The sequence below is a fragment of the Lentzea alba genome (assembly GCF_047445655.1).
GTDB lineage: Bacteria > Actinomycetota > Actinomycetes > Mycobacteriales > Pseudonocardiaceae > Lentzea > Lentzea alba_A.
On sequence record NZ_JAJAEG010000088.1, the window covers coordinates 1 to 2,260 of the forward strand.

1 protein-coding gene is annotated in these 2,260 nt (G+C 70.5%); it reads left to right on the forward strand.

Features of this window, described 5'->3' with window-relative positions; genetic code table 11:
- Positions 1-2,260 (forward strand): TcdA/TcdB catalytic glycosyltransferase domain-containing protein (locus tag LFM09_RS49960; protein ID WP_414103710.1); only part of this gene is annotated, 2,260 nt, incomplete at both ends.

Genomic DNA, 2,260 nt, shown 5'->3' on the forward strand with positions numbered 1-2,260 from the left:
GACAACGACGTGCTGCTGGTCAACGTGTTCGAGGTGTTCAACAGCAGCAGCCCGATGCCCTTGCAGTCGGCGTTCCAGGCGGAGCTGGCGAAGCAGACCAAGCACGGCTACGCCGCCGCGAGTGACGTTCTGCGGCTGACCGTGCTGCAGCGTTTCGGCGGCTTCTACAGCGATGGCGAGTACGCCACCTCGGAGGACACCGTCCGCCAGATCAAGAAGGTCCTGGTGTCGGAGGAGGCGTTCGGCGTTCACAAGACCAGGTCTGAGCAGGGCAACGACCTGCTGGTGATGCCCAAGGGGCACCCGGCCGCGGACGTGTACCTCGAGGTGATCCGGGAGAACTACGGCACACGGCAGCGGGATCTGCTGAGCTCCGTGGAGTCTTGGACGCCCGATCAGTTCGTCAAGATCGCGCGGATGAACGTCCGGCGCCACTCGGTGATGGGGCGCACCGGACCGGACACCCTCTCGGCTTTCGCCCGTCGCCTCGGGTGGGAGTCGAGGAACCAGCTCCCGCCCTTCACGGCCCCGATGCGGAGCGGCGCGAGCTGGGTGGGCCGCGACCGGCCGCCGGCCACCGTCACGACCGAGGATCGGGAAGGCACGGTCGAGCTGACCAAGCGGGTGGTGCAGATGCTGGTGCGCGAGCTGCACAACCGCGACGGGGACCTGCATCTCACCGTGGTCGCCGATGTGGTGGCGCGGCACCACGAGCCGGGCCTGATCTGGACGGCGGCGTTGGGGTATCTGGCTTCTCAGCCGCAGTTGGCTGCGATGGTGCGCACGGTCACCGACCGCGAGCTGATCGCGGTCGGTGACGAACGCACGGTCGTGCTGCCGACCGCGGCCGCCGAGTTCATCACCGTCGACGAGACCGGCCCCGTCTCCCACTTCCTCGCCGAGTACTCCCGACCGGCCACGATGGCGCACGTCCCGCGGACCGGCGAAACACCGCCTCCTGACGTTCCCTCGGTGCCGCAGGACGACTCCACGCCGCCCGGTCCGGTGCAGATCCTGTTCCCGGAAGGCGTGAAGGTGTTCCCCCCGTCGCAGCGGGACAGGCTGGTTCCTGTCGCGAGGGTGCTGGCGAGGGCCGCGGTCGAGCGGCAGGGCAGCAGCCTGCCGAAGCCGTCGGCGACCGTGGTCGGCTACGGGAACGGCTCGTCGTTCGGTGTCGGCCAGGCGGTGCGGACGGGCAAGGCACGAGCCGATGCCACCGCCGAGGCGCTCGGCGAGGTCGTCCAGGGCGAGCTGGACCTGTTGCAGGGCACCAACTCCGTTGCCGCCAACGAGGTCGTTGACATCATTGCCGAGTCCAAGGGACGCGCCGTCGGCGAGCGGCCGGACGGCATGTCCGTCGAGCAGGCCCGCCGGCGTGCGGTGATCACCGTCGATCTCACCGGGGAGCGCGGCAAGTCCTCAGGTGCCGACGTGTTGCAGCGGGACGCCGCTCAGTGGTCGTGGATCCTGGACGAGGACGCGGCCGGCCGGGGTGAACCCGATGTGTCGTTGATCGCCGATCCCGCCACGTTCCCGCCGACGCGGGATCAGGCCTGGACGAACCTGGTGACGGCCCGTCAGGGCCTTCGTGGCGCGGAGGAGGCGCACGCGCGGCTGGTCGCGCGTTTCTCGGGTCCGGCGGGTGGTTCACGTGACGGCGCGCGTGCCGGGACGCTTCTCCAGCAGTCCGAAGGCGAGGTCGCAGCGGCGCGGGACCAGGTCGCGCGGGCGGAGGCGGATCTCCGGGCGTGGGGCAACGAGCCGCAGCGGCTGGACCGCGAGTACCGGGAGTGGAGGGAAAAGTCGCTGCGCGAGCGGCCACGACTGGACGGCGGAGCCGGCTTCTCGTCGTCCACCGAGGACCTCGACACCGACGACGAGTCTGAAGCGCCCGAGGAAGACCTCACGACCAAGGAGCTGCGGGGCGAGCTGGCAGCGGCGATGCGGCGCAGGATCGTGCCCGGTGTGCCGGAGGCGGATCTGTTCGGCCTCTTGACGCCCCCGTCCGCGCCGGAGTTCCTGCGGGGTCACGACTACTCGGGCCTGACCGCCGGGCAGGGCGTGCACCTGCTGGAGCTTCTGGACCTGCGCAGGACTGCGCCCACCTCCGAGGAGACGGCGCCGGAGAACCTGCACGACCTCGGTGATCGGGTCGTGGTGGTGGAACGTGCCGAGGACACGCTGACCGAGTGGGCGCCGGGCGAGGTCGGGCCACTGCCGGGCGCGCTGGAGCTGCCGCGGGTGCGGTACTCGATCTGGC